21 protein-coding genes are annotated in these 21,832 nt (G+C 59.7%); 14 read left to right on the top strand and 7 right to left on the bottom strand.

Annotated elements, in window-relative coordinates:
- Positions 1–51: 51 nt before the first annotated feature.
- From gabP to glaH, 5 genes are all read right to left on the bottom strand, one after another.
- Positions 52–1,464: a GABA permease gene (gene gabP / locus GUY40_RS16795; protein ID WP_166570034.1), complete on the bottom strand. Its 1,413-nt coding sequence runs from the start codon at positions 1,462–1,464 to the stop codon at positions 52–54.
- A 110-nt stretch (positions 1,465–1,574) separates the two neighbouring features.
- Positions 1,575–2,855, bottom strand: coding sequence for a 4-aminobutyrate--2-oxoglutarate transaminase (gabT, locus tag GUY40_RS16790; RefSeq protein ID WP_166570033.1), 1,281 nt, complete (start codon positions 2,853–2,855; stop codon positions 1,575–1,577).
- 74 nt (positions 2,856–2,929) lie between these two features.
- Positions 2,930–4,378 carry an NADP-dependent succinate-semialdehyde dehydrogenase gene (gene gabD / locus GUY40_RS16785; protein ID WP_166570032.1) on the bottom strand — a complete coding sequence of 483 codons (1,449 nt, stop codon included), beginning with the start codon at positions 4,376–4,378 and terminating at the stop codon, positions 2,930–2,932.
- 13 nt (positions 4,379–4,391) lie between these two features.
- Complete coding sequence (gene lhgO / locus GUY40_RS16780; protein ID WP_166570085.1) at positions 4,392–5,660, bottom strand: L-2-hydroxyglutarate oxidase; 1,269 nt, start codon at positions 5,658–5,660, stop codon at positions 4,392–4,394.
- A 95-nt stretch (positions 5,661–5,755) separates the two neighbouring features.
- On the bottom strand, positions 5,756–6,733 hold the full coding sequence (gene glaH, locus GUY40_RS16775) for a glutarate dioxygenase GlaH (protein WP_166570031.1): 978 nt from the start codon (positions 6,731–6,733) through the stop codon (positions 5,756–5,758).
- 194 nt (positions 6,734–6,927) lie between these two features.
- Here glaH and csiR point away from each other — a divergent pair, with 194 nt between their 5' ends.
- From csiR to GUY40_RS16760, 3 genes are all read left to right on the top strand, one after another.
- Positions 6,928–7,626, top strand: a complete 699-nt coding sequence (gene csiR, locus GUY40_RS16770) for a DNA-binding transcriptional regulator CsiR (protein WP_166570030.1) — start codon at positions 6,928–6,930, stop codon at positions 7,624–7,626.
- Positions 7,627–7,882: 256 nt separating this feature from the next.
- Positions 7,883–8,086 carry a 4-oxalocrotonate tautomerase gene (locus GUY40_RS16765; RefSeq protein WP_166570029.1) on the top strand — a complete coding sequence of 68 codons (204 nt, stop codon included), beginning with the start codon at positions 7,883–7,885 and terminating at the stop codon, positions 8,084–8,086.
- A gap of 73 nt (positions 8,087–8,159) precedes the next feature.
- Entirely contained in the window at positions 8,160–9,470 is a 1,311-nt protein-coding gene (locus GUY40_RS16760) for an FAD-binding oxidoreductase (RefSeq protein WP_166570028.1), read from the top strand.
- 8 nt (positions 9,471–9,478) lie between these two features.
- On the opposite strand, the gene GUY40_RS16755 is transcribed toward GUY40_RS16760, so the two are convergent.
- Positions 9,479–10,144 carry a GntR family transcriptional regulator gene (locus tag GUY40_RS16755; RefSeq protein WP_166570027.1) on the bottom strand — a complete coding sequence of 222 codons (666 nt, stop codon included), beginning with the start codon at positions 10,142–10,144 and terminating at the stop codon, positions 9,479–9,481.
- A 153-nt stretch (positions 10,145–10,297) separates the two neighbouring features.
- Between GUY40_RS16755 and proC the strand changes: the two genes are divergently transcribed.
- The 7 genes from proC (at position 10,298) to GUY40_RS16720 (ending at position 17,309) form a co-directional block, all read left to right on the top strand.
- Entirely contained in the window at positions 10,298–11,092 is a 795-nt protein-coding gene (gene proC, locus GUY40_RS16750; RefSeq protein WP_166570026.1) for a pyrroline-5-carboxylate reductase, read from the top strand.
- A gap of 111 nt (positions 11,093–11,203) precedes the next feature.
- Entirely contained in the window at positions 11,204–12,523 is a 1,320-nt protein-coding gene (gene dctA, locus GUY40_RS16745; protein WP_166570025.1) for a C4-dicarboxylate transporter DctA, read from the top strand.
- A 93-nt stretch (positions 12,524–12,616) separates the two neighbouring features.
- Complete coding sequence (locus GUY40_RS16740; protein WP_166570024.1) at positions 12,617–13,465, top strand: VOC family protein; 849 nt, start codon at positions 12,617–12,619, stop codon at positions 13,463–13,465.
- A gap of 360 nt (positions 13,466–13,825) precedes the next feature.
- Complete coding sequence (locus tag GUY40_RS16735; protein ID WP_166570023.1) at positions 13,826–14,125, top strand: DUF1778 domain-containing protein; 300 nt, start codon at positions 13,826–13,828, stop codon at positions 14,123–14,125.
- Positions 14,083–14,601 carry a GNAT family N-acetyltransferase gene (locus tag GUY40_RS16730; protein ID WP_166570022.1) on the top strand — a complete coding sequence of 173 codons (519 nt, stop codon included), beginning with the start codon at positions 14,083–14,085 and terminating at the stop codon, positions 14,599–14,601. Before GUY40_RS16735 ends, GUY40_RS16730 begins: the two co-directional genes overlap by 43 nt.
- Positions 14,602–15,135: 534 nt before the next feature.
- Positions 15,136–16,809 (top strand): nitrite/sulfite reductase, encoded by a 1,674-nt coding sequence (locus GUY40_RS16725; RefSeq protein ID WP_166570021.1) that lies wholly within the window; start codon positions 15,136–15,138, stop codon positions 16,807–16,809.
- Entirely contained in the window at positions 16,806–17,309 is a 504-nt protein-coding gene (locus GUY40_RS16720) for a DUF934 domain-containing protein (RefSeq protein WP_166570020.1), read from the top strand. The genes GUY40_RS16725 and GUY40_RS16720 overlap by 4 nt, the downstream gene beginning before the upstream one ends.
- 62 nt (positions 17,310–17,371) lie before the next feature.
- Here the strand turns inward: GUY40_RS16720 and GUY40_RS16715 are convergent, their stop codons facing one another.
- Positions 17,372–18,670 (bottom strand): cytochrome P450, encoded by a 1,299-nt coding sequence (locus GUY40_RS16715; RefSeq protein ID WP_166570019.1) that lies wholly within the window; start codon positions 18,668–18,670, stop codon positions 17,372–17,374.
- 243 nt (positions 18,671–18,913) lie between these two features.
- On the opposite strand from GUY40_RS16715, the gene GUY40_RS16710 reads away from it, so the two are divergent.
- The 4 genes from GUY40_RS16710 to GUY40_RS16695 all read left to right on the top strand — a co-directional run bounded on the left by GUY40_RS16710 (position 18,914) and on the right by GUY40_RS16695 (position 21,637).
- Positions 18,914–20,278, top strand: coding sequence for an aminotransferase class III-fold pyridoxal phosphate-dependent enzyme (locus GUY40_RS16710; RefSeq protein WP_166570018.1), 1,365 nt, complete (start codon positions 18,914–18,916; stop codon positions 20,276–20,278).
- Between the two features lie 51 nt (positions 20,279–20,329).
- Complete coding sequence (locus GUY40_RS16705) at positions 20,330–20,962, top strand: malonic semialdehyde reductase (RefSeq protein WP_166570017.1); 633 nt, start codon at positions 20,330–20,332, stop codon at positions 20,960–20,962.
- A gap of 74 nt (positions 20,963–21,036) precedes the next feature.
- A complete protein-coding gene (locus GUY40_RS16700) occupies positions 21,037–21,345 on the top strand; it encodes a hypothetical protein (RefSeq protein ID WP_166570016.1) in 309 nt (102 codons plus the stop codon).
- A 10-nt stretch (positions 21,346–21,355) separates the two neighbouring features.
- Positions 21,356–21,637, top strand: a complete 282-nt coding sequence (locus GUY40_RS16695; RefSeq protein ID WP_166570015.1) for a DUF2218 domain-containing protein — start codon at positions 21,356–21,358, stop codon at positions 21,635–21,637.
- Positions 21,638–21,832: the final 195 nt, after the last annotated feature.

Raw genomic sequence — 21,832 nt, 5'->3', positions numbered from 1 at the left:
CAAAAAGGGAAGGGCTTTAAATGGGAAGGGGCTTGCGCCCCTTCATTGGCATCAACGTCCGGTCGATACCGGAATTCCGCCTTGGGCGGTCATGCGGGCGCGGGCCTTGGCATGGCGACGGCTCACCAGCAGGCCGGAGAACACCACCAGCACGCTCAACACGGCGGTGGCGACCACTTCCAGCTGATGGTCGGGACGGAACAACATCACCACCAGGACCATGGAAATGAACAGGATCACCGCCCAGGTCAACCACGGGAACAACCACATGCGGTAGCCCAATTGCTTGCCTTCGGCGATCAGTTTCTTGCGCAAGCGCAGCTGGGACACGGCGATCACCAGGTACACCAACAGAGCGATGGTGCCGGAGCTGGCCATCAGGAAACCGAACACCTTGGACGGCACCATGTAGTTGGCGATCACGGTCAGGAACGCAGCACCGGTCGACAGCAACACCGCATAGATCGGTGTACCGCTGCTGGTGGTGTAGTTCGCACAGGCCGGGGCTTCGCCGCGCTTGCTCAGGGAGAAGAGCATGCGCGAGGCGGTATACAGCGACGAGTTCAGGCAGCTGGTGACCGAGGTCAGCACCACCACGTCGATCAGCATCTTGGCGTTCGGCACGCCGAGGATTTCCAGCACGGTCACGTACGAGCCTTCGGTGGCCAGGCGTGGATCGTTCCAGGGCACCAGGGCAACGACGATAAAGATCGAGAGGATGTAGAACAGCGCGATACGCCAGATCACCGAGTTGGTGGCCCTGGAGATCTGCTTCTCGGCGGCGTCCGATTCGGCCGCCGCGATGGTCACCACTTCCGCGCCCAAAAACGAGAACATGGTGATGAGCATGGCGCTGATCACGGCACCGAAGCCATTGGGCATGAAGCCGCCGTTGTCCCACAGGCGCGAGACGCCGCTGACGCCGGTGTCGGGCAGCAGCCCCATGATGGCGCAAATACCCAGGGTGATGAAACCGACGATGGCCAGTACCTTGACCAGGGCCAGCCAGAACTCGAACTCACCGTAGTTCTTCACGCTGAACAGGTTGGTGGCCGTCAGCAGCAGGGTAATGACCAGCGACAGCACCCAGATCTCCAGTTGCGGAATCCAGGAGTTGATGATGGTGGCGGCGATGTTGGCTTCGATCGGAATGATCAAGACCCAGAACCACCAGTACATCCAGCCGATACTGAAACCGGCCCATTTGCCGATGGCACGGTCTGCGTACGTGGAAAAGGAGCCGGTGTCGGGCGATGCCACGGCCATTTCGGCCAGCATGCGCATGACCAGAATCACCAGGATGCCGGCGAAAATGTACGCCAGCACGGCAGCGGGCCCCGCCTCTGCGATAGCGCGACCGGAGCCGACGAACAGGCCTGCACCGATGACGCCGGCAATCGAGAGCATGGTGACGTGACGGGATTTGAGCCCGTGACTGAGGTTGTTATTGTGCTTGTTATTCATGGTCTTACCTTTCTCAAGCAGCGTCCTTGCCGAAGCGAAAACAGGGCGGCCCTGGTACGCGGATAGCGGGGCCACCATGGTCAGCTCATTGCAGTGACAGACGGCGAGCCTTACGCCAGTTCGTCGAAGCACTCGCCGATGATGCGCAAGCCACGCTGAAGATCGGCGTCGCTGACGGTCAGCGGCACGAGGATGCGCAGGACGTTGTAGTAGGTACCGCACGACAGCAGGATCAGGCCCTTGTCGCGGGCGCGAGCGACGATCTTGCCGGTCAATTCGGCGGCCGGTTTGTTGGCATCGCCGCCTTCGCACAGTTCCACGGCGACCATGGCGCCGAGATTGCGCACTTCCAGGACGTTGCTGTGTTTTTCGCCGATCTGGCGCAGGCCGCTGCTCAGGATTTCGCCAACCGTTTTGGCGCGATCGAGCAACTGCTCTTCTTCGAAGGCTTCGATCACCGCCAGGGCAGCGGCGCATGAAACGGGGCTGCCGGCATATGTGCCACCCAGGCCACCCGGGGCCACGGCGTCCATGATCTCGGCCTTGCCGGCCACACCTGCGAGCGGGAAGCCGCCGGCGATGGATTTGGCGAAGGTGGTCAGGTCGGCAGCAATGCCCATCTGTTCCATGGCGAAGAAGGTGCCAGTACGGCCGGCACCGGTTTGCACTTCGTCGGCGATCAGGACGATGCCGTGCTCGTCGCACAGGGCGCGCAGGCGCTGCATGAAGTCCTTCGGCGCGACGGTAAAGCCGCCTTCGCCTTGCACCGGCTCAAGGATGATCGCGGCGATGTCGCTGGCCTGTGCGTCGTTCTTGAAGATGCGCTCGATGCTGGCGATGGCGTCGTCGGTGCTGATGCCATGCAGTGCATTAGGGTACAGGGCGCGGAAGATGCCGCCGGGCATCAGGCCCATGCCGGCGGAGTAGGGCACCACTTTGCCAGTCAGCGACAGGGTGTAGTGGGTGCGGCCATGGTAGGCACCGGTAAACGCGATCACGCCGGTGCGGCCAGTGTGGGCGCGGGCGATCTTGATGGCGTTTTCCACGGCTTCGGCGCCGGTGGTGACCAGCAGGGTCTTCTTGGCGAAGTCGCCGGGGACCAGTTTGTTGAGCTTTTCGCACAGCTCGACGTACGGCGCGTAGGCGAAGACGTGGAAGCAGGTGTGGGTCAGCTTGGCTTGTTGCGCTTGCACGGCCGCCATGACTTTAGGGTGAAGGTGGCCGGTATTGAGCACGGCAATGCCGCCGGCAAAATCGAGGTACTCGCGACCTTCGACATCCCAGACGGTGGCGTTTTCAGCTCGGTCGGCGAAGATCTGGTGGATCTGGCCAACGCCACGAGGAATGGCGTCCATACGACGTTGCTGCAGGGATTGGTTGGTATCGCTCATGCTTGCCTTGCCTCATGGGCCGCAACAGCAGCGGCCTTGTTAATGAAAAAAAGCTGTGTTTCAAACGCGAAATATCAAATGCCGATGCACAGATATTTGATTTCCAGGTAGTCCTCGATGCCGTACTTGGAGCCTTCGCGGCCCAGGCCCGAGGCCTTGATGCCACCGAACGGCGCTACTTCGTTGGAGATGATCCCGGTGTTGACGCCGACGATGCCGTACTCCAGCGCTTCGCCCACACGGAACACTCGGCTCAGGTCGCGGGCATAGAAGTAGGAGGCCAGGCCGAATTCGGTGTCGTTGGCCATGGCGATCACATCGGCTTCATCCTTGAAGCGGAACAGCGGTGCCAGCGGGCCGAAGGTTTCTTCCTTGGCGACGGCGGCGTTGCGCGGTACATCGACCAGCACGGTCGGCTCGAAGAAGGTCCCGCCCAGGGCGTGCGGCTTGCCGCCGGCCACCACGCGAGCGCCTTTGCTCACGGCGTCGTCGATGTGTTCCTGGACCTTGGCCATGGCCTTGGCGTCGATCAGGGGGCCGGTGGTGATGCCGTTTTCCAGGCCGTTGCCGATGTTCAACCTGGCCACGGCGACCTTGAGTTTTTCGACGAAGGCGTCGTACACGCCGTCCTGGATGTACAGGCGGTTGGCGCAGACGCAGGTCTGGCCGTTGTTGCGATACTTGGAGACCAGTGCGCCATCGACGGCGGCGTCCAGGTCGGCGTCATCGAACACGATGAAGGGTGCGTTACCGCCCAGCTCCAGCGAGACCTTCTTGATGTCCTTGGCGCACTCGACCATCAGCTGGCGGCCGATTTCGGTGGAGCCGGTGAAGGTCAGCTTGCGCACGATCGGGTTGCCGGTCAGCTCTGCGCCGACTTCGCCGGCACTGCCGGTGACCACGCTGAACACGCCTTTGGGAATGCCGGCGCGCTCGGCCAGTTCCGCCAGGGCCAGGGCCGAGTAGGGCGTTTGCGAGGCCGGCTTGAGGACCATGGTGCAACCGGCGGCCAAGGCTGGGCCGGCCTTGCGGGTGATCATCGCCGAAGGGAAGTTCCACGGGGTGATGGCCGCGGTCACACCGATCGGCTGCTTGAGCACCATCAGGCGCTTATCGACCTGGTGACCGGGGATCATGTCGCCATAAACGCGCTTGGCTTCTTCGCCGAACCACTCCAGGAAGGAGGCGGCGTAAGCGATTTCGCCACGGGACTCGGTCAGCGGCTTGCCTTGTTCGAGGGTCATCAGGCGGGCCAGGTCTTCCTGGTTGTCCATCATCAGCTCGAACCACTTGCGCAGCTTGTTGGCGCGCTCCTTGGCGGTCAGGGCACGCCAGGCCGGCAGCGCCTTATCGGCGGCTTCGATGGCGCGACGGGTCTCGGCTGCGCCCATTTTCGGCACGCCGCCGATGATCTCGCCGGTGGCCGGGTTGTTGACCTTGAGGGTCTGGCCGTTGTCGGCGTCTACCCAGGCACCGTCGATGTAGGCTTGTTGGCGGAACAGTTGCGGATCGTTGAGTTGCACGCGAAATTCCTTCTTATCGAGTTGCGACGGAAGCCGCCAGAGGGGCGGGCCGAGCGGAGTTGACGGGTTTCACAAAAGTGGCGCCGGACTTGGCCAGTTGCTCACGGACCTTGTCGACGATGTGCGCACCGATCGGGATGGCCGAGGTGGCGGCAGGCGACGGGGCGTTGCAGACGCTGACGCTGCGGGCGGTGTTGACGAACAGGAAGTCGTCGATCAGCTTGCCGTCCAGCGACACGGCCTGGGCGCGCACACCGGCCGGGTAGGCGGTGAGGTCGCTCTTGTTGATGCTCGGGCAGTACTTCTGTACCTGCTTGAGGTAGCCGCCCTTGAACAGCGAGTTCTTCATCTCGATCAGGCCCGGGCGCAGGTTCTTCATCAGTACCTTGAGAATGCCCGGGGTGGTCAGGGTTTCGAACATGTCCGACAGCGAGATATCGGTCTTGCGATAGCCTTCGCGCTTCATCGCCAGCACCGCGTTGGGGCCTACGGTGACGGTGCCGTCGATCATGCGGGTCAGGTGCACGCCCAAAAACGGCATGGACGGATCCGGGATCGGGTAGATCAGGTGGTTGACGATCTGGTTGTGCTGCTTGGGCAGCAGGTAGTACTCGCCGCGGAACGGGCAGATGATGAAGTTCGGCTGGATCCCGAGCATGCGCACCACGCGGTCGGCCATCAGGCCCGAGCAGGTGATCAGGAAGCGCCCGTGGTGCTCCTGGTTGCCGGTGCGTACCACGACTTCATCGGGGCGCTCGTCGATGGCGAGCACTTCGCTGTTGTAGCGGATCTCGCCACCGGCGGCCTCGAATTCACGGCCCATGGCCGTGGTGACCTGGGCGTAGTTCACGATGCCGCTTGAAGGCACGAAGATACCGCCCAGGCCAACGATGTTCGGCTCGCGCTCGCGCAATTCGGCGGCCGATAGCCAGTCACGCTTGATGCCATTGGCCTCGGTGCGGTCCCACAGCGCGCTCATGCGCTGCATTTCCAGTTCGTTGGTGGCGACCAGCAGCTTGCCGCACTCGTCGTAACGGATGCTGTGCTTGTCGCAGAAGGCCTTGGTGGCCTTGTTGCCTTCCAGGCAGAACCGCGCCTTCAGGCTGCCGGGGGTGTAGTAGACGCCGGCATGGATCACGCCGCTGTTGTGGCCGGTCTGGTGCCTGGCCGGGCCGGACTCTTTTTCCAGCAGGAGGATTTTGGCGTCCGGGTAAACCTGGGTCAGTTGCATGGCCGTGGACATGCCCACAATGCCACCACCGATGATGATGAAGTCGTACACAGCCATTAGCTTGCACCCACAGAAATGATGTTTTTTATTTGGGAACGACGAGGGCCACACGCGGTGGCCCTGGTCATTTCAGTGCATGGCGAGCATTACTGGCCGCGCTGGTACAGGGTTTTCTGGAAGCTGATGTAGCCGCGCTGGCGCATCAGCTCGCGACGCAGGCCCTCGTGGGCGGTGAAGCGGTCACGGCCGTGCAGCCAGAACATGTTGTTGACCAGCACGAAGCTGCCGACCGGTACCGGTACCGATACCTTGTTCTCGCTGCCTTCCAGGGATTCGCTCATCGAGTTCAGCCAGATGCCTTCCTCGAAGTCCTTGGGCTGCACGAACTGGTCGATGTAGCGCATGGTCGGGCGGCCTTCGGCGTCGTTGTCGAACACCGCGTGGAATACGTCTTCACGCACGTTTTTGCTTGGTGGTGCGGTGAAGCGCATTTCACGACGGGCCAGCGGGTGAGTGTAGTACTGGTGCAGGTCTTCCCAGTCGTCCAGGTGCAGCAGCAGGGTGTTGCCGCCTTCCATGTTCTGCTCGTCGATCTTCATCATCAGCACGTAGTCGGTGCGTTCCTGGACGAAGGTGCCGTCGTTGTGCAGTTCCATGACCCGGTGTGGCTGGCGCAGGTAGCTGTCGGAGTTGTCGGTGTTGACCACCACGAAGCGGGCGTAGAACTGGCCGCTCATGGCGTCGAAGTTGGAACGACCGATCAGGTGCGCCACGGCCGAGGAGAACTTGACCATGTCATCGGCCTGGGACACGTCGTCCAGACCTTCAGGGGTAATCAGCAGGCCGCCGGTGGCGCGGTCCAGGATGGTGTTGACCAGGATCGGGCGCAGGGTGCCTTCGCACAGTTCATCGAGGATCTGGCCAACGCGAAAACGCAGGAACGACTTGTACTCCAGTGCCTGGACCGGCCATTGGGCCACCGCCTTGACGAACGCATCGACGGTTTCCCTGGCGAATTTCAGTTCCAGCAGGCGCGGCGACTGGCTGGAGGGGGTGAGGGTGAAGCCCTTGCTCTGCGATGGCAGCGGCATCACAAGGTCCTGAATCTGAGTAAAGGCGTTCATGGCGGCGATTCCTGGGCAGAAGGTAGTGATTAACGCCTTCCAGCAGAGGTCTGGAGGCACGGGGCAAAATATCGCCATAAAATTAAAATGTCTACATTTTTATATTTAGGCGACAAAACACCGTTTGGTCTAAAGTTTTTCGTCTGATAGATGTTTGGGTATGATTAGGCTTTGGCGAGTTTAGGAGCAGCACCTTGGATAGCCTCACCCCCAGGCATAACGCTGCATTCAGTGGGTATGAGCGGCTCAAGCGGGACATCATCCGTGGCGTGTTCAAGCCCGGTGAAAAACTCCTCATGAGCGGGCTCAAGGAGCGCTATGACCTGGGCGTCGGACCGCTGCGCGAAGCACTGTCGCAACTGGTGGCAGAGCACCTGGTGGTGGCCATCAGTCAGAAAGGCTACCGGGTCGCTCCGATGTCCTTGCAGGAAATGCAGGACATCTATGACGCTCGCGCCAACCTTGAAGCGATGATTGTGGGCCTGGCCATCGAGCGTGGCGACGACGCCTGGGAGGCTCAGATCCTGGCGCAGTCTCATACGCTATCAAAGGTGATGGACGTGACAACCCGCGAGAAGGTGCTTGACGTCTGGGATGAGCGGCACAAGGCTTTCCACAGTGCCATTGCGCTCGGCTGCGGCTCCAAGCATTTACTCCAGGCGCGTACTTACCTGTTCGACCAGGCCGAGCGCTACCGCCATCTGTGGCTGACTCAAACGGTGTTCTCTGAAGAAGCGCTGGAGCTCAAGCGCAAGGAACATGCCGCGCTGGTCGAAGCCATTCTTGCGCGCGATACCGTTCGAGCGACAACCATGATGCGCACCCACCTGATGACCCCCGTGCCGATCATCGTCGAGGTGATGCAGCGCGACGAGTGGGCGAAGCTTGCCTGATACCTGTTCAGGGCTGAGACGGCGACCTGCCTGCATAAAATCTGAGACGCCACACTCGGCCACATAAAGTATACGATTGATGTTTTTGTAATACTCAGTATGATGGTGCAACCTCGGGACTACCCCTGAGTCCGTATCGGTAGCCACCCCGTGATCCGAGCTAAGGTGGCGTCCTTGAGGTGCGATCAAAATGGTATACGAAAACTAGTATTTGGATATTGTGGCTGTTGGTAACCCCTGGTCGAGGAGATTGGTAATGCCTACCGTACGCGTCGAATTAAGCCCTGGTCGCAGTCATGAACAGAAGATCAGTTACGTTGAGCAGGTTACTCGACTGACTGCAGAGGTGCTCCACTGTCCAGTTGAGAGCGTGGACGTAGTGTTCGTCGAGATTCCCTCCCATGACTGGGCTCGCGCAGGGAAATTTTTTGGGCAACCCCCCACTGGGCAGCACCAGTAACGCGTTGCAATCGTCACAACTTTTTCGGATTGCGCCGGGGCTCGCGGAGCCTCGATTTGCTGAGGTTTGAGTCATGAGTAGTCGCCGCCAGGCATCGCTGCTGGGTGAATCCCTGAGGATGCCATCGTCCCTCTGGTCTGCCACGGCTATAGCCGGGCCAACGCTGAAGCCGCTGGAGCGCAGCGAGACGGCCGATGTCATCATCGTTGGCGCGGGCTATACAGGCCTTAGTGCTGCTATCCACCTTGCCGAGGCCGGACTCTCCTGTGTCGTGCTCGATGCTGCCGAGCCTGGTTGGGGGGCTTCTGGACGCAATAACGGGCAGGTTATCGCGGGTTTGAAGCAGGACCCTGAAGTCATCGAGCGGCTGTATCCGGGCGAGCAGGGGAGAAAGCTGGTGCAGTTCGGCAGCGAGGCGCCCACCCAAGTGTGGGAGCTCATCAAGCGCCATGGCATTGACTGTGCAGCCAATCATCGCGGATGGATTCAGCCGGCGTTCACTCGCACCGGTTTTGCCACCGTCAAGGCCCGCTGTGAAGCTTGGCGTCAACGCGGCATTCACACCCGTATGCTCGAGGGGAATGAGCTGCACATACTGCTCGGGACCAACCAGTACAGCCTCGGTTGGCTGGATCCGCGAGGCGGCTCTGTGCAGCCGCTCAGCTATGCCCGTGGCCTGGCTCAGGTGGCGATCAATCTTGGCGTGAAGATCTACGCCCCGTCCAAGGTTGAAAGTCTGCGCAGTAAAGACGATCAATGGATCGCCGAAACCGGCCAGGCGCGAGTGACCGGCAAGCATGTGCTGGTCGCGACGGGAGCCTACGCGGAGCGCCTGGTGCCCAAGCTAAGGACTTCGTTCGTGCCAGTGCGTACTGCACAGGTCGCCACCCGCCCTCTGCCTGATGCGATGCGCAAGGTGATTCTTCCCAAGGGACATGTCTCGTCCGATACGCGGCAACTGCTCACTTCATTCCGTCTATCGCCAGATGGCCGCCTGGTGATGGGAGGCTCCGGTGCGACGGCCGGCCTCGATCATTCGGCGATCGTGCCTTACCTGCACAAGGCCGGTGAGGAATTATTCGGACATCTTGGGCGACTGGAGTGGGACTTCCAGTGGAGCGGGTATTTTGCCGTGACGACGGATCACTTGCCGCACGTGCATGAGCCTGAGCGAAACCTGCACATCTCGGTGGGCTGCAACGGCCGAGGCATTGCCGTTTCGACCTCATTGGGCATTCAGCTGGCCAAGCGGATCCTGGGGATGGCGGCGGCGGAGCTTCCAGTGCCGGTATCGTCAATCGGCACCGTGAAGTTCCATGTGTTTCGTGGCCTTGGCGTCAAGGCCGCGACCGTCTGCAAGCGGCTTCAGGACTACTTGGGATGAGCCAGGGGTCAGGCAACGCTTTCGCGAATCGAGTGGCGGAAGTAGCCCTGGACTTCACGTTGAGTTTGCTCAATGTGCCTGCGCAGCAGTGCGACCGCCTGAGCGGTGTCTCCCTGCTCGCAGGCATCGAGGATCTGGATATGTTCTTGATGAGATCGTGTGTGCCCCGCAACGCCCGATACCCTCAAGCGCAGCATGCGCCCCATGTGGTCTTGCACGGAGCGGATCATCGCCACCAGGCGCGGACGATTGGCGGGAGCGTAAAGGCAGGCGTGGAAGCTCATGTTCAGGTCGCTCCAGTCTTCCTGCGTCATCGCTTGATCATAAGCCGAAAGCAGCTGGCGGGCCTTGCTGATGTCAGAAGAGGCCATGTTCGGCACCGCCAGCTCGAGGGCACGACATTCAAGGGCAAGACGCATGTCGAGCATTTCGAGGTAGTCCCCCATGGTCAGTGTGGCGACGGTTGCACCGGAGTTGGGGGTCAGGATGACCAATCCTTCGGACTCCAGGCGCGAGAGCGCTTCTCGGACCGGAATCTTCGACACGCCGATCGCCTGCGCGATTTCGTCCTGACGGATAGGCGCCCCCTCCGCAAGAACCCCGGCGGTAATGCGCCGCTTGATTTCGTCATAAGCCTTTTGGGCGGCGGTCACGGTTTTTTTTGCAGGTGGCATACCTTGAAATCCTGATAGGTCGCCTGCGCTCAGGCGGTTGTTTCGCACAAGCTCAAAAGTATACCAAATCCCTATTTTTAATACCGCGGGCTGCGGCCGGCGGTAATGCCAGCCTGATGTCCATCGGCTGACCAACAACAAGAGGTAGATGAGATGAATGTATTGTTTCTGGGCTACGGGAAAATGGGCAGTGCGCTGGGAGAGGCCTGGTTGTCCAACGGCTTGGTAAAGCGTCTTGTAGCGGTCGACCCGGGACGTCCCCAGGGCGTGAAAGCCGAGGTGCTTGGAAGCGCTGCTGAACTGGATGAGACTTCGGCGTTCGATCTGATTGTTGTGGCCGTCAAGCCAGCCTTGGCACGCGAGGCTATTGTCGCTCTGCCACAGCCCTCTCTGGACGGTGCCATCGTTGTTTCGATCATGGCCGGTGTTACCTGTGCCGAGTTGAGTGCCGCCGCCGGTCTTCGCGCGGCGGTTGTCCGCGCCATGCCCAATACCCCCGTGATGGTGAACCAGGGCTGCACCGGGCTTTTCAGCGCCACGCTCGAAGACCCGGCCCGTCGCAAGAGTCTGCAGACCCTGTTCGAGGCAGTGGGTATCGCTGTCTGGCTTGAGCGGGAAGCGCAACTGGATGCGGTCACGGCCATCAGTGGTAGTGGCCCCGCCTATTACCATCTTTTCAGCGAGGCACTTGCCGATGCAGGTATCGCGCTGGGCTTGCCGGCTGAATTGGCCCGTAAGCTCGCGGCCCAGACCGCACGCGGAGCGGCGGAACTTCAAGTCCAGCCGCAAGCGGACTTCATTACCCTTCGTCAGACAGTGACATCGCCGAACGGCACCACAGCAGCTGCAATTGCCGAGTTCGAAACCGAAGAAAAACTACGCCAATTGGTGAAGAAGGCTGCGCAAGCCGCCCGTGATCGCTCAATTGAACTATCGCAGCCCTCTTGAACGTGCACCTGAGTCGCCACAAACGAATGGACGGCGCCCAATAAAAACGGATCGAAAAACAACAATCCTCAACTGCCCTGACATTCTCTAAGTGGCAAATAGGAGTACAAAATGATAACGACGCACGACGCTGATCGCCTGCGCAATCCCGCACAAACCCCTGCGCGCAGAAAGTTGCCGCTGTATCGCAACATGGCATTCCAAATGCTGCTGGCCCTTGTGGCTGGCGGTTTGATTGGCGTGATATATCCCGAGATCGCCAGCCAGCTCAGCCCACTCTCGGCGGCGTTCATGAAGATGATCAAGGCGCTGGTCGGCCTGGTTATCTTTCTGACCATCGTTCAAGGCATTGCTAACATCGGCAAGGGTTCAAACGTTGGCAGGCTCGGTCTTCGTGCAATCATCTACTTTGAAGTGCTGACCACTCTGGCAATGATTGTGGGACTGGTCGTATCGAAGGTGTTTACTCCGGGCGCGGGCATGAACATCGATTACCACTCGCTCAATGCCAGTGCGATTTCATCCTTTGTTTCCACCGCAGAACACCGCACCACGGTGAGCTGGTTGCTATCGATCATTCCGGACACCTTCGTGTCGGCATTCACCAACGGTAATTTGTTGCCGATCCTGTTGATGGCCGTCATGTTCGGTGTGGCGCTGCTGCGAATGGGCGAGCGCGCCGCCATGGTTGTCGACTTGATGGACAAGGTTTCCGAAGCGGTATTCGGTATGGTCGGCATGGTCATGAAGTTAGCGCCGTTGGCAGTGTTCGGTGCTATCGGTTACACCATCGGTAACTACGGTCTGTCCTCGATGGTGCCATTGGCCAAGTTCCTTCTGCTGTTCTATCTCTGCTGCGTCATGTTTGTCATCGTCGTGCTCGGTGCCGTTTGCCTGTATACGCGAGTCAGTCTTTGGCAGCTGATCAAATACTTGCGAGTGGAGATCTTGCTGGCGTTCGGTACCGCCTCTTCCGAGGCCGTACTCCCGAATATCATGAAGAAGCTGGTTGATGCCGGTGTTAAAAAACACGTGGCAGGCTTCGTGATACCGGCGGGGTTCTCATTCAACCTGGACGGTTCGTCCATGTACTTCGTGATGGCGATCATGTTCGTCGCCCAAGCCTGCAATGTTCCACTGACCCTGACTCAAGAGCTGAGCATGATCCTGATCTTCATGGTCACCTCCAAAGGGATCGCTGGTGTAGCCGGTGCCGGATTCGTGACGCTGGCAGCCACCCTGCAGATGTTCCCGGAAGTACCTCTGGCCGGCATTGTGCTTTTGCTCGGTATCGACCGTTTCATGGATGCCATGCGTACGGTGACCAACATTATCGGTAACGCTGTGGCCACATTGACGTTGGCCAAGATGGAAAAGGCACTGGACTACAGCGCGCTGAACAAGGCGTTCGGTTCGCAGAGCGGGAACTGACCGTGCGGGGGCTACTGGAGGTGGCCCCTTATTGAATCCTGGGCATCAAACGCCCTTGAAAAACTTGCAAAACGAAACTTGAAAGGAAAGACCATGACTGCAAAAGTCGGACGCGTCGACCATCCCGTGGTAGCGGTTAACGACCTCAAAACTACTCGAGCCCAATATCAAAAACTAGGCTTCGTCGTACCACCCAGCGGCAAGCATCAAGAGTGGGGCACCGAGAACCTGTGCATTATGTTTGCTGACGATTATCTGGAAATTCGCGGTATCGGTGACCCGGAAAAGTTTCTTGCGGGTGTCGACAAGTTCCTCGCCAAAGGCGAGGGGCTGTACAGCGTAGCTTTCAATGCCAAGTCCGCCGATGAGAGCTACAAGGCGGGCATCGAATCCGCTCTAGGCATCGAACCGCCAAAGCATTTGAACCGCAAGTTGGTACTTGAAGACAAAGTTCTGGACCTGCACTTTCGCACCGTGATGCTCGACCACAGCCTTTTTCCTGGCCTGACTCATGCCAACCTCTGCGAGCATCTGACGGCTGACACGCTACGCCAGCCTGGTTGGCTCGATCATCCCAACGGTGTGCAGGCCTTCGGCCGTCTCGTTGGCGTGGTGAGCGACTTCGATGCTGCTGAAGACGCCTATAACAGCCTGCTCGGTGCCGAGAACGTCCGTCGCGAAACCGACCGGATCTGGCTCAATTTTGGTGAGGGTGCTGACGTCGAGTTAATCACCCCGGTGGAAGCCGAACAGCGCGGTGATGCAAATCCAGCACGGGGAGACGCCTATCTGGCATCCGCCACCTTGCTGGTGAAGAATATCGATGAAACGGCCAAGGTGTTTTCTGCCAATGGCATTCGCTTTGAACCGGTAGCCGACGGGACGCTGCGAGTCGATCCTGCTGATGCGTGTGGAGCGCATTTGTATTTCAAGCAGGATTGAAGGGTTCGCCTCGGCTCCGGATGAGGTTTGTCCGGAGCTTTTTGCCAACGGCTGTTCCCGATCGCGATTGGCTCTGAGCCTGGCTGCACGGCGCTTGATTCACGTGACGGAGGCCCCAGTTTGATGAAATGGACCGCTTATCAGTTGCCGTGTAGCTAAAAGCGTTACGTGTATGCGTTAGCTACACGGTTCGTCTATGATTTGTCCGGGGCACCATGACCCTGCCACTTCGGTGGAAAAATCCATGAGTCCGCAACCCACAAGGAATCCACCATGAACAACCAACAGTGCACCTACGCAGCAAGACAAGTCTAAGGAGGCAATCCCACAACAACACTAAACAGTAACAAGGACCATCAAATGACCAGAGAAGCAGCTAGCGCGACTCCAGAAAAATCCAAGGCCGTCCCGATCAATATGCGGGTCGACTTCAAAAAACGTGACTTGATCGATGTGGCGGCAGCCCTGTCGGGAAGCGATCGAACCAGTTTTATCTTGGATGCTGCTTGCAAAAAGGCAGAGGAAGTCATCCTGGATCAACGCCTTTTCGTCCTCGCGGACAATGACTATGACGCCTTCGAACAAGCCTTACAGTCGAGCTCTATAGGGAATAACGAATGTCTACGCCGTCTGTTAGAAAGGCCGAATCGCTGGAGTTAACGGCTCCCGAAAAGCTGAATGAGTCCCATGATCTCAGTGCCTTCGATTGTGGTGATGACTCGATCAACGAATACCTGACGAAAAGGGCCGCCAAGGCCCAGAGTGCCAAGCACGCGACCGTATTCGTAACATGCATCAGGGGCAGTAAGACTGTCGTCGGTTATTACACGCTTTCAAGCGGCATGATTATGCGCGCAGGGGTTGTGCCCAGAAAGGCGCAGCGCAATTCGCCCGACCAGCACCCGATTACGATTTTAGGGCGCATGGGAGTATGCAAAACGGCACAGCGAACTGGCTTGTCGCGCGATTTACTCAGAGATGCCATCGTCCGTTCGATTAATGCCTCAAACGAAATCGGTTCAACGGCCCTTGTCGTCCACCCGCTAAATGAGCAACTGGCGCAGTTTTACGAGAAGGCTGGGTTTATCCGCAGTCCCTGTCTGTCCGCAATCACGATGATGCTTCCCCTTCAGTGAGTGACGACTCGACAGCGAGATTTTTCGGGCTTTTTTTATCTGTAATTCGCTAGCCTGCGAAACCTGTAGGAGTTTGTTCTATGAGAGCGGGCTGTCAGTCGTGACTCAGGTCCGTGGGAGCAGGCATTCCCCGAAACTGAACTGTACGCCTGTGGGAGCAGAGCTTGCTCGCGATGCAGGCACTGCGGTGTATCATATGCAACGCGGTGATGCCATCGCGGGCGCGCCCCCACAAAATCAAAAACGCCCCGCGCTGGAGCGACAGGAAAGGAGATCGGTGTGGGAGCAGAGCTTGCTAGCGATGAGGCCTGCACAAGCGACAAAAAACTTGCCGGGGTAGACGCAGCTATTGGCGGCCCATTCTGAGACCAGGTCGGTACCGCCGCGGCGGTCCCTCGTCACGACGCCTTGTCCTGGAATCTGATCCGGTTTTCCAGCAAATACCTGAATCTGTTATCCGTGCCCGTGACCACGCATAGTGGCCCGCATCGAACTTGCCCCGTTTAGAGGGCGAGGTACTGATGAGGACCCCAGATGTACCAATATGATGATTACGACCGAGCGCTGGTTCAGGAGCGTGTGGCGCAGTTTCGTGATCAGGTCGAGCGCTTCCAGGCCGGGGAACTGAGCGACGAGGAATTTTTGCCGCTGCGCCTGCAAAATGGCCTGTACCTCCAAAAGCATGCCTATATGTTGCGTGTCGCCATTCCCTACGGCACGCTCTCGGCCAGGCAGTTGAAAACGCTGGCGCGCATCGCTCGCGATTACGACCGCGGCTACGGTCATTTCACCACGCGGCAGAACCTGCAGTACAACTGGATCGAGTTGTCGCAGGTGCCGCAGATCCTGCAGCTTTTGGCCGACGTGGATATGCATGCGATCCAGACCTCCGGCAACTGCGTGCGCAATATCACCACCGAAGCCTTTGCCGGTGTTGCCGCCGATGAGGTGCTGGACGCGCGACCGTTGGCGGAGATTCTCCGCCAGTGGTCGACCATCAACCCCGAGTTCCTGTACTTGCCGCGCAAGTTCAAGATCGCCATCTGTTCGGCGCAACAGGATCGCGCGGCGATCATGATGCATGACATCGGCCTGTATCTGTACCTCGACGAGGCGGGGAACAAGCGCCTGCGGGTGATGGTCGGCGGTGGCCTGGGTCGTACGCCGATCCTGTCGCAGCAGATTCGTGAAGACTTGCCGTGGGAGCACCTGCTGTCTTATGTCGAAGCGGTGCTGCGGGTCTACAACCGCCATGGCCGGCGCGACAACAAGTACAAGGCGCGCATCAAGATCCTGGTCAAGGCCCTGGGGATCGACGCCTTCGCCGCCGAGGTCGAACAGGAGTGGCTGCACATCAAGGATGGCCCGGCCCGGTTGACCGAGGCCGAATACCAGCGGGTCGCTCGCTCGTTCGTGCGCCCGGACTATGAATCGCTGAGCACTGTGAACCTGGAGCTATCGAGCCAGTTGATGGCCAGTCCCGCCTTCGCCCGCTGGGTGGCGCGCAATACCCAGGCGCACAAGAGGGCGGGGTATGTCAGCGTCGTGCTGTCGACCAAACCGGGCCCTGAAACGCCACCGGGGGATTTGACCTGCGAGCAGATGGAGGCGGTTGCCGATTGGGCTGTGCGGTTCGGCTTCGGCGAGATTCGTATTGCCCATGAGCAGAATCTGATACTGCCGGATATCCGCAAATCTGATCTGTTTGCACTGTGGCGCCTGGCCGAAGACCAGGGGCTGGGCCATGCCAACGCCGGGTTGCTGACCGACATCATTGCCTGCCCCGGTGGTGACTTTTGTGCCTTGGCCAATGCCCGTTCGCTGCCCATCACCGCCGCCATCCAGGCGCGGTTCAATGACCTGGACTTCCTGCACGACCTGGGCGACTTCAGCCTGAACATTTCCGGCTGCATGAATGCCTGCGGCCATCACCACATCGGCAATATCGGCATCCTGGGCGTCGACAAGAACGGCATGGAGTGGTACCAGATCACGCTGGGCGGCGCGCAGGGCAAGGCGGCGGCGCTGGGCAAGGTCATCGGGCCGTCGTTCAGCGCGCAACAGGTTCCCCAGGTGATCGAGCGGATCGTCGATACCTTCGTCGACTACCGCGAGGCCGATGAGAACTTCATACAGACGTTCGCCCGAATTGGCATCGAGCCGTTCAAGGAACGGGTCTATCCCAGGCACGAAGAGGTGTCGGCATGAACAACCTCGTAAAGCTCGCAGAGGGTCGCGGTGCTTATGTGGCGGATGATCACTGGACGCTGATCCGTGATCTTGAAGGTGATCTGCCGAGCAGCCCGCTGATCCTGCCCCTGGCTCGCTGGCATCAACACGGACAGGCCTGCGCCGCGGGGCAAATGAGTCTGCATGGCCTGTGGCTCGGCCCTGACGATGAACTGGAGAGCCTTGAGCCGTGGCTGGACGTTTTACCCCTGATCGCTTTGGACTTTCCCGATTTTCGCGATGGGCGTGCCTACAGTCAGGCTTACCTGCTGCGCACCCGCCTGGGATGGCGGGGCGAGTTGCGAGCAATCGGCGATGTGTTGCGCGATCAACTCAGCCATATGCGCCAATGCGGCTTCAACAGTTTCGCCGTGCGTGCAGACAAATCTGCCGAGGACGCGCTCAAGGGGCTGGCCGGCATGAGCGTGCTTTACGGCCGCTCGGCCATCGAGCCCCGCCCCCTGTTCCGGCGTCGTTAGTCGGGTACCCCCAAAGCGTTCAATGGTCCGAGCCACAATACCCATCTGCCGGTGGCGCTCGATCAGCCGCTGATACCTGCCCGCGAGTGATCCAGCAGTAAATGGACTTCTTGCGGGCAGCGGAACTGGTAGCTCAGCTCGGGGGTGATGACAGACTTTTGCTCATCCAGAGCAATGCCGCTGAACCGCGACAACATGCGCTGTACCACAATGGCACCCACCGCTCGTGCCAACGGCTCACCCACGCAGCGGTGCACTCCACGGCCCAGGGTAAGGATTTCGTGCGCCGGGTGCTTGCGCTCCAGGGAAAACGATTCCGGGCTTGGGAATTGCGCCGGGTCGCGATTGGCCGCCGCCATGGCGACGATCATGATTGAACCTGCGGGGATAAGATGATCGCCGACTTGGGTCTCGATCTCGCAGTGGCGGAACAGCCACGGCAGCGGCGGGTTGAGGCGCAGGGTTTCGTCGATGAAATGCTCGATGAGCTCAGGCTGGGCGCGCAGCTTCTGTTGAAGTTCGGGGCGACGTGCAAGCTCGGTCAACAGGTAGGCGAGAAAAGCCCCCACGGCATGATCGCCACCGAACATGATGCCCTGCAAATGGATCGACAAGGCGTTGACGTCCAGTGCGCCATCCTGCTCCACCTGAGTGCGGGCCAGGGATGAGATGTAGTCGTTGCCGGGTTCGGCGAAGCGCTGTTCCAGCATTCTGCGATTGAGCGCAAACAGATCGGCGAAGGCCTGGGCTTTGTCCGCTTTCTGTTCGTCGGTGATATTCGGGTCGACATCGGTCGTGGCGATGGCGAGGGAAACGCGCCGCAGAATGGGCACGGCTTCTTCCGGCAATTCAAGAATGATCTTGAGGATATCGACCGGAAGAATGTCACTGAACTCACGACGGAAATCGCAGGTGTTCTGCTCGCCGAGTTGATCGAGCAGTTCGTCCGTTCTGGCCTCGATCAGCGGGCGCCAAGCGTTGACGCGTGAGCGGGAGATCAACTCCATCGACCATTTGCGCTTGATCCGGTGATCGTCGCCACCGGCGAAGAAGATCACCGACTTTTCATGGAAACTCGGCACTTCCGGAAATGGCAGGGGCACGGCACTCTTGTCGAAGCCAGGCATCGCACCGGCCAGATCCGAGCCGAATTCCCGTTGATGGGACAGAATGAACGCACACTCCCGCTGCCCGGTGACCAGATACATGGGCCGGCCCAGTTCGTTGGGCTTGTCGAAACGCAACACCGGGTCCTTGTTGCGGGCCTGAGCCATGAACGCAAAGGGGCAACGCACTGTTTCCTTTGAAATGGGCCATTGACTCATCTCTTCAGTGACGCAGTCCTCTTCAACTTCAAGCATGTCATTTCTCCGAGCGTGGACGGTGGCAAATTCGTTCAGAAGCGCTGAGCGCTCACTGTACCTGGGTGTCATGGTCGCCCGGATCGCGGCACCAATCACTACCCCTGCGAGGTGACGTGGTTGCCCGCGCGATGGCTCACCCGTTGAGGGTAGATACGCCGCACAGGGTCTTTCTTAGAGTGGTGTTCAAGGAGGCGTCTTTTGTAGAGCGCTTCGCATTCGAAATGCCATCTGGAGTAGATCATGAACAGCAGCAACAACGCCTGGCTCAAAGAACACAATACAGTGCACCTGATGCACCCCATGCAAGACCCCAAGAGCCTGAAGGATAACCTTCCGGTCATTATCGAGTCGGGTGAGGGCGTGCATATCACCGACGTCGACGGCCGCCGCTTTCTTGATCTGCAGGGTGGCTTGTGGTGCGTGAACGTGGGCTACGGACGCAAGGAAATCGTCGATGCAGTGTCTGAGCAAATGCAGAAGCTGGCGTACTACTCGCTGTTTCCCGGCAGTACCAACCCGGCGGCCATCGCGCTGTCGCAGAAGCTGATCGAGATCACCGCGCCTGAAGGCATGGTCAAGGTTTCGTTCGGCCTGGGCGGCTCCGACGCGGTCGAAAGTGCGCTGAAGATCGCGCGCCAATACTGGAAGCTCGAAGGCCAGTCGGACAAGTACAAGTTCATTTCGCTTTACAACGGTTACCACGGCTTGAACTTCGGTGGCATGTCCGCCTGTGGCGGGGTGGCCTGGCGCAGCAGCTACGAGCCATTGATGCCCGGCTTCATTCAGGTCGAAGGCCCGCACCTGTACCGCAACCCTTTCACCCAGGACCCTGAAGAGCTGGTCGAAATCTGTGCGCAACTCATGGAGCGGCAGATCGAGATCCAGGGCGCCCATACCATCGCCGCCATTATCGCCGAGCCGATTCAGGGGGCCGGCGGTGTGATTGTGCCGCCGGCCAGCTACTGGCCGCGGCTGCGCCAGATCGCCGACAAGTACAACATCCTGTTGATCGCCGATGAAGTCATCACCGGGCTGGGTCGCAGCGGTTCGCTGTTCGGCGCTCGTGGCTGGGGCGTCAAGCCCGACATCATGTGTCTGGCCAAGGGCATCTCCAGCGGCTATGTGCCGCTCAGCGCGACCCTGATCAACCAGCGTGTGGCCAGTGCGTGGGAGCGCGATGCCGGCTTTACCTCCGTATACATGCACGGCTACACCTATTCCGGTCACCCGGTTTCCTGCGCCGCGGGCCTGGCCGCAATCGACATCGTCCTGCGCGAGAACCTGGCCGAAAACGCCGCGGTGGTGGGCGAGTACTTCCGCGAGCGCTTGCTGGAGCTCAAGGGCAAGCACCGCGCCATCGGCGATGTGCGGGGCAAGGGCCTGATGATCGCCATCGAACTGGTCAAGGATCGCCAGACCAAAGAGCCGTTCGGGCCCGATGAAGCCTACCCGCTGGCCATCTCCGAGGGCTGCGTCAACAGCGGCGTGATGCTGCGCACCATCGTCAACAAGCTGATCATTTCGCCGCCATTGACCTTTACCAAAGACAACGTTGACGAAGTGATCGAAGTGCTCGACCGCACGTTCATTGCCAACCCCTGGTAACGGCTTGCAAGGCGTTGCACCCGAATCGAGATGAAGGTTGAAGGAGCTGCGATGAAGTCGATATGGGATACGGCTGGCGGGATTCGCCTGGCGATCAAGGCGCTGGATGACGCCGGGCTCGATTTATTGTTTCGTCAGGCGCGTACCCACAATGGCTGGAAGCCAAGGGCCGTCGAGCGCTCCACCCTGGAGCAGCTGTGGGAGCTGGTACGCTTTGCGCCCACGGCGGTGAACGGGATGCCGGCGCGATTTGTCTTCGTGACCAGCAGCGAGGGCAAGCAGCGGCTCAAGCCGTGCTTGAGCCCGGGTAATGTGGACAAGGTCATGGCGGCTCCGGTCACGGTGATCATCGGCTATGACACGGCGTTCTGGGAGCTGTTGCCGATCTTGTTTCCACATGCCGACGATGTCGGCGCCCTGTTCAGTGAAAATGCCGAACTGGCCGAAGTCACGGCGTTTCGAAACAGCAGCCTGCAGGGCGCCTGGCTGATGCTGGCCGCCCGTGCCCTGGGGCTCGATTGCGGGCCCATGTCCGGTTTTGACAGCGAGCGCCTGGACCGGAACTTTTTTGCCGACACGACCATTCGCAGCAACTTCCTCTGCAATCTGGGCTATGGCGACGTCAAGAAGCTCTACCCACGATTGCCCAGGCTCTCGTTCGAGGATGCCTGTACTTTCGCCTGATTCATCGCAACGCCCGCACCTCTGGTCCAAGACGTGCGGGCGTTGCGCTTTCTATCATCTTCAGAGGAATCGACATGGCTTTGGTCTTCGGCCGCATTCGTATCACCCAGCCATTTGCGCATTGGCATCAGGCGTTTGTCGCACATGGGCCGGCCCGCCGCGCCCATGGGATTGAAGACGTGCTGTGCGCGCCGGTCATTGGCAGCCAGGAAGTCATTTATGTGGTGCGTACCGACAACCCGCGTCTGGTCCACGACATGAGCTGGTCGGAGCTGGCTCGGCCTCATATCGAGGCTTCGGGGCATGTGCTGGGTAGCGAGGTTTACACCGTTTGTGAAGAAATTACCGGTTTCGTGACGGACGAAACACAGGACCTTACTTGAAGGAGTTGCCATGTTCACCAGTCATTCGATCATTGCCACCGACAACGCTCAACGCTGCCTGAACCGGCTGTGCCGGCACTGGGCGCACAAGTTTGCCGTTGAGCTTGAGAGCGACACCGGCCACATCTTTTTCGACCCGGCGCAGTGCTGGCTCAGCAAGGTTGAAGGTGGCCTGCAGGTACGCCTGCAGACCCCGCACGAAGCAGAACTGAATGAATTGGAGGAGGTAGTGGCCGAGCACCTGCAGCGGATGTCCGCCGAAGAGCAGTTGGTGATTGAGTGGGTTCGCTGACCGTGCGGACGAACCTTCTGAACCGGGCTTGCCCCAATGCCAGTCAGTTAAGGAATAGAACGACGCAACCCTTGTAGGAGCGGACCTGGCCGCGATGGGCCGCGCAGCGGCCCCGGCGATTCTGAAATCACCTGCACTTACTAGCTCAATCGCCGATGCCAATGGCCTCAGGGGCCGCTGCGCGGCCCATCGCGG

The sequence above is a fragment of the Pseudomonas sp. R5(2019) genome (genome assembly GCF_009905435.1).
Classification (GTDB): domain Bacteria; phylum Pseudomonadota; class Gammaproteobacteria; order Pseudomonadales; family Pseudomonadaceae; genus Aquipseudomonas.
The sequence above is the reverse complement of the archived record's forward strand: the minus strand, read 5'-3'. Positions and strand labels throughout refer to the sequence as shown.

What these genes read in the sequence shown, in the direction of transcription:
- GUY40_RS16760 (WP_166570028.1), top strand. Translation starts at nt 8,160, where the DNA reads ATGAGTAGTCGCCGCCAGGCATCGCTGCTGGGTGAATCCCTGAGGATG.
- GUY40_RS16735 (WP_166570023.1), top strand. Translation starts at nt 13,826, where the DNA reads ATGACCAGAGAAGCAGCTAGCGCGACTCCAGAAAAATCCAAGGCCGTC.
- glaH (WP_166570031.1), bottom strand. Translation starts at nt 6,733, where the DNA reads ATGAACGCCTTTACTCAGATTCAGGACCTTGTGATGCCGCTGCCATCG.
- GUY40_RS16715 (WP_166570019.1), bottom strand. Translation starts at nt 18,670, where the DNA reads ATGCTTGAAGTTGAAGAGGACTGCGTCACTGAAGAGATGAGTCAATGG.
- proC (WP_166570026.1), top strand. Translation starts at nt 10,298, where the DNA reads ATGAATGTATTGTTTCTGGGCTACGGGAAAATGGGCAGTGCGCTGGGA.
- GUY40_RS16720 (WP_166570020.1), top strand. Translation starts at nt 16,806, where the DNA reads ATGAACAACCTCGTAAAGCTCGCAGAGGGTCGCGGTGCTTATGTGGCG.
- dctA (WP_166570025.1), top strand. Translation starts at nt 11,204, where the DNA reads ATGATAACGACGCACGACGCTGATCGCCTGCGCAATCCCGCACAAACC.
- GUY40_RS16710 (WP_166570018.1), top strand. Translation starts at nt 18,914, where the DNA reads ATGAACAGCAGCAACAACGCCTGGCTCAAAGAACACAATACAGTGCAC.
- GUY40_RS16725 (WP_166570021.1), top strand. Translation starts at nt 15,136, where the DNA reads ATGTACCAATATGATGATTACGACCGAGCGCTGGTTCAGGAGCGTGTG.
- gabT (WP_166570033.1), bottom strand. Translation starts at nt 2,855, where the DNA reads ATGAGCGATACCAACCAATCCCTGCAGCAACGTCGTATGGACGCCATT.
- GUY40_RS16740 (WP_166570024.1), top strand. Translation starts at nt 12,617, where the DNA reads ATGACTGCAAAAGTCGGACGCGTCGACCATCCCGTGGTAGCGGTTAAC.
- GUY40_RS16730 (WP_166570022.1), top strand. Translation starts at nt 14,083, where the DNA reads ATGTCTACGCCGTCTGTTAGAAAGGCCGAATCGCTGGAGTTAACGGCT.
- GUY40_RS16765 (WP_166570029.1), top strand. Translation starts at nt 7,883, where the DNA reads ATGCCTACCGTACGCGTCGAATTAAGCCCTGGTCGCAGTCATGAACAG.
- GUY40_RS16700 (WP_166570016.1), top strand. Translation starts at nt 21,037, where the DNA reads ATGGCTTTGGTCTTCGGCCGCATTCGTATCACCCAGCCATTTGCGCAT.
- GUY40_RS16695 (WP_166570015.1), top strand. Translation starts at nt 21,356, where the DNA reads ATGTTCACCAGTCATTCGATCATTGCCACCGACAACGCTCAACGCTGC.
- GUY40_RS16705 (WP_166570017.1), top strand. Translation starts at nt 20,330, where the DNA reads ATGAAGTCGATATGGGATACGGCTGGCGGGATTCGCCTGGCGATCAAG.
- gabP (WP_166570034.1), bottom strand. Translation starts at nt 1,464, where the DNA reads ATGAATAACAAGCACAATAACAACCTCAGTCACGGGCTCAAATCCCGT.
- GUY40_RS16755 (WP_166570027.1), bottom strand. Translation starts at nt 10,144, where the DNA reads ATGCCACCTGCAAAAAAAACCGTGACCGCCGCCCAAAAGGCTTATGAC.